Annotated in this window: 3 protein-coding genes; all 3 read right to left on the bottom strand. The window is 70.2% G+C overall.

Going from position 1 to position 4,453, the window contains the following annotated elements:
• Positions 1 to 119: 119 nt before the first annotated feature.
• Positions 120 to 1,790, bottom strand: coding sequence for an ABC transporter substrate-binding protein (locus tag ACWGH4_RS31990; RefSeq protein WP_441266057.1), 1,671 nt, complete (start codon positions 1,788 to 1,790; stop codon positions 120 to 122).
• A 211-nt stretch (positions 1,791 to 2,001) separates the two neighbouring features.
• Positions 2,002 to 2,793 (bottom strand): enhanced serine sensitivity protein SseB C-terminal domain-containing protein, encoded by a 792-nt coding sequence (locus tag ACWGH4_RS31985; protein WP_441266058.1) that lies wholly within the window; start codon positions 2,791 to 2,793, stop codon positions 2,002 to 2,004.
• Positions 2,794 to 2,927: 134 nt separating this feature from the next.
• On the bottom strand, positions 2,928 to 3,677 hold the full coding sequence (locus ACWGH4_RS31980) for an enhanced serine sensitivity protein SseB (protein WP_453467036.1): 750 nt from the start codon (positions 3,675 to 3,677) through the stop codon (positions 2,928 to 2,930).
• Positions 3,678 to 4,453: the final 776 nt, after the last annotated feature.

Genomic DNA, 4,453 nt, shown 5'->3' with positions numbered 1-4,453 from the left:
TTTCTTCCTCTTCCTCCCGAGGGGCCCCGCCCCCCGCCAGCCCCTTTTCTAGGGGGGGGGCGGGGGGGCCGCCCGGCCCCCGGGTGTGCGGTGCCGGGGCGGACCCGCTGGGGTTTCGATTACTTGAAGGAGACCTCGGCGAAGTTCTCCTGCGTCAGCGGGGAGACCTTCGGCGGGTTGACGTTCTTGGCGAAGGCGATCGCCGGCGGGGAGGCCGAGATCGGGACGCCCGGGACGTACTCCATGATCGTCTCGTTGGCCTTCTTGTAGGCCTCGACGCGACCTGCGGGGTCGGTGACCTTCGAGGCGGCGTTCACCGCGTCGAAGACCTTCTTGTCGTTGAAGCCCCACTGCTTGTCGGGCCCGGCGAACCAGGTGCCGATGAAGTTGTAGCCGTCGTTGAAGTCACCGGTCCAGCCGAGCATGTGCAGGGCGCAGGAGCCGGCCTCGGTGGCGTCCAGGTAGTCCGGGGCCCACTTCATGGCCTTCGGGGTGACCGTGATGCCGGCCTTCTCCAGGTCGGCCTTCATGCGCTCGAACATGTCCTGCGGCGCCGGCATGTAGGGGCGGGTGACCTCGGTCGGGTAGCAGAACTCGATCTTGAGCTTCTCCTCACCGGCCTTCTTGAGGAGCTCCTTGGCCTTGTTGGTGTCGAACGGGTAGGTCTTCACCTTGTCCGAGAAACCGGCCACCGTGTCGGGCATGAACTGGGACGCGGCCTTGCCGCCCTCGGGCAGCTGCGTCTTGACGATGCCCTCGCGGTCGATGGCGTGCGAAATGGCCTGCCGGACCTCGAGCTTCTTCAGCGCGGGGTTCTTCGACTGCGTCATACCGACGTAGAAGATGTTGAAGACGTCACGGGTCGGGACCTCGTAACCCTCCTTCTCCAGCGTCTTCACATCGGCCGGAGCGACCAGGTCGTAACCGTCGATGTCACCGGCCTGCAGCGCCTGACGGCGGCCGGCCTCGGTGTCGATCGTGCGGAAGACCAGGTTCTTGACCTTGGCCTTCTCGCCCCAGTAGTCGTCGAAGCGCTCAAGGGTGACTTCCTTGTTGCCCTTGTTCCACTTCGTGATCTTGTACGGGCCGGTGCCGGCGACCGTGCCGGCCTCCTGGCTGTACTTGGGGTACGTGATCGCGTCGCCCTTGGCGGTCGCGTCCTGCTTCGCGTACTCCTTGATGGCCTTCGGCGAGTGGATCGCCAGCGCCTGGAGGGAGAAGCCGCCGGGCAGGTTCGCCGAGGGCTCGTTGACCTCGATGACCGCCGTGTTCTCGTCCTTCGCCGTGCAGGACTTGTAGTTCGGCTTGGGGGCTTCCTTGTCCTCGTTCTTGGCGAAGCCGCCCATGATGGTCTGCCAGTAGTAGGAGACCGCGCTCGACTGGTAGGTGCCCTTCCAGTTGAACCAGTGGTCGTAGTTCGCGCAGACCGCGGCGGCGTTGAACGCCTCTCCGTCGTGGAACTTCACACCCTTGCGCAGGTTGAACGTCCACACCTTGCCGGCCGGGTCGCTGGACCACTTCTCGGCGAGACCGCCGACGAGCTTGCTGCCGCCGGACTCGTGCTCGAGCAGGGCCTCGAAGGCCTGACGGGTGACCCGGAAGGTCTCACCGTCGCTCGCGAGCGCAGGGTCGAGGGAGCCGGGGTCACCGGCGCCGGCGAACACGAAAGTGTCCTTGTCGCCCCCCTTGTCACCGTCCTTGCCCCGCTCGCTGGCGCAGCCGGTGGCGATCAGGCCGACGGCCACCGCCGCCGTGATCGCCCGGACAGCTCCGGACTTGAATATTCGCATGGGTCCACCCCGAGGTTCCGCCGTGGGAGAGGTCTTGACGGCCGAACACTACAGACGGGAGACACCTGGGAGAACAGTCCGGATAGCGGTGATACCTACTCGAGACCCGGACACTCAACAAACCGGGCAGATACGGGACATCCCCGCCAGGCGATTTAACACCCTTGACATCCGGCGGAGTTCGTTCCCGTCATTTCCGCAGCGGCCCAGCTCAGCGGGTGTGCGGCGGAGGATATCCGTACCCGCCGCCGGCGGCCGGGGCCCCCGCGTGGGCGTCGCGGTCGTAGAAGGGGCGGGCATTGACGCGCATCCACATGGTGACCGGGTCGTACTCGTCGGACATGGCCACGGTCGACACCGGCAGGCCGTCCGGCACGGCGGCCACCGACTGCCGCATCATTACCCGCACCGTCTCGACCGACTGCGGGCCGGTGTCGTAGAGATCCAGGCCGATGGCCAGGTACGCGGGCCCCACTGCGGGCTGCACCCAGGCACGCCGCAGCGAGCGGACGGCGGGAGTGCGGTGGGCGTTCTGCGTGAGCAGGGCGTAGAACTGCGGGATCTCGATCGCCGGGTCCGACAGCCGCAGCGGTCCCGCCGGCATCCGGTCCAGACCCGTGGCGATACGGCGCAGATCCAGCCACGGCACGCCGACACCGCCGCCGGGCGCGTGCGGGTTCAGCCAGATGCCCCAGCGGTCCGGGTAGAGGGCGCGTGCGATGTCCCGGCCGGTGGTGACCTCGTGCGCACGGTTCCAGCCGGAGACGGCCAGCTCCTGGGGGGAGGTGACGCACGGGGCGTAACAGACGCCGTCGATCTCCATGTTGCCGTACTGGGCGTCGGGCGAGCCGGGCCGGCCGTGCCACAGCAGCATCCAGATCCGGCCGCCCGCGGGGTCGGCGAGGGCGTGCAGCAGCGCCTCGTACGCGTCGTAGCGGCCGGGAGTCACCTGGCGCAGCATGTGCTCGACCTGCCCGGCCGCCGCGGTGCCTGACGCACTCACCCTGTTCCGCCCCTCGTTCGGTCCCACCGTTCCGCACAGCCTCTGTCAGGCTGGTCAGGCCATCAAACCAGCTTAATCGGCCCTCCTGGCAAAGACTTGACCACAGGGTCTCTCTTTCGTGTCAGGCCCGAGCCCTACGCGTGCTGTCGTTGATAGAAGGGGCGCACCCGCTCGAGCATCCAGTCGGCCACCGGATCCTGCGCGACGTCGAGAAGCACCAGGTTGACCGGCCACGGCGGCTGGACCCGGCCCATGGCCCGGCCGAGGGCGTCCATGGGGGCGTTGTGCTCGACGCCCTCCCATGACGAGAGCTGCACACCGATGAAGAGTGTCGGCGCGTCGCCCTCGATGGAGGCGAGCGCGCGGCGGCCCGTCAGCACGACGCCGACGGCCTCGAACTCGCCTGCCGCGGCGGCGAGGAAGTCGACCGGCTCCTCCTGCCAGTCCGGCTCGAAGAGCCGCACCCGGCCGCCGGAGGCCGGGCCCTCGAGCGGCGTCCGCCCCACCCGGCACAGTTCGGCGACCGCGGCGGGCGGCAACGGGGCGCCCACGGCGCCGCCCGGATTCACGGCGATACCGAGCTGCGGGGGCAGCCCGCGGGCGAATTCCCTGGCGGGCGCGACGGTGAACGGCATATGGGCGCCGACGCACTGGAGGAACTGTTGTTCCGAGCTGAAGACGGGGACGTAAGCGGCGCCGTCGATCTCCATGGTCGGCAGATCGAGGTCGCGGCTCTCCTGGCTGCCGCCGTTGGGCAGCGGGACCCATATCGGGCTGCGGCCGAGCACCTCTACGAGGCGGCCGCCGGCCGCGGGATTGCCGAGAGACGCGGCGAGCACCTCTTCGAGCTCGTTGCCGGGCCAGCCGGTGTGGGGTATGTCCATGCGGTGTCCTTCGTGCGGGCCCCAGCGGTGGGCGGTGCGTGGTCGTGCGCGACGACCCTAGCGTCGGGGGCGTGGCCGCTGCGCGGGGCGTTTCCCCACCCCGCCCCTTCCCGCTGTACCGAGGTGCGGCTCCGCCGCGTGGGTGCTCCGCCCGGACCCGCCACCACGCTCCGCGCGGTGCTTGCGCGGGCTCCTCCCCCCTACGCCTGGCGGCGTGGGGGGACCCCACCGGCCCCCCGCGTCTCGAACGCCGGTGAGGCTGGATTTGCCTCGGTCCGGCGGAGGCCTGAGCCGCCTGCGAAGGCTCGGGCCGCCGCAGGCGGGTCCGGAACCTGGCAGGCGCAGAGCTCAGCCGCGGCAGGCACGGTTGCAAATTCCATCAGCGGAGTCCGAGCCTGGCGCGGCCGACGCAGGCCGACGCCGCCGCCGAGGCCGGGATTACCTCATCGGCCGGGGTCCGAGCCCGGCGCAGCCGACGCAGGCGAGTGCTGCCGACCAGGCAAGCTCCGCCGACGGGCAGGAGCCGCCGCCGAGGCCGCGAACACCCCATCGGCCGAGCCCGAGCCCCGCGCAGCCAACGCACGCCGGCGCCGCCGGCCACACGAGCGCCGCCGGCCAGGCTGATTTCGTGGAGCGAAATCAGCCGTCCGGGCGTACCTCGCACGGCCGGCGGGCCGTGGGAGGACATGGAGGGCACCGCGCGGGCGCGCGGTGCAGGGCCCCCGGGGGCGGGCGGCGAGGGCGGAGCCGGCGCCGAGCAGGTTCAACTGCCGCAT

The organism is Streptomyces sp. NPDC054847, assembly GCF_053610925.1.
The sequence above is the reverse complement of the archived record's forward strand: the minus strand, read 5'-3'. Positions and strand labels throughout refer to the sequence as shown.

Coding starts and splice junctions, on each gene's coding strand:
- ACWGH4_RS31990 (WP_441266057.1), bottom strand. CDS start 1,790: ATGCGAATATTCAAGTCCGGAGCTGTCCGGGCGATCACGGCGGCGGTG.
- ACWGH4_RS31980 (WP_453467036.1), bottom strand. CDS start 3,677: ATGGACATACCCCACACCGGCTGGCCCGGCAACGAGCTCGAAGAGGTG.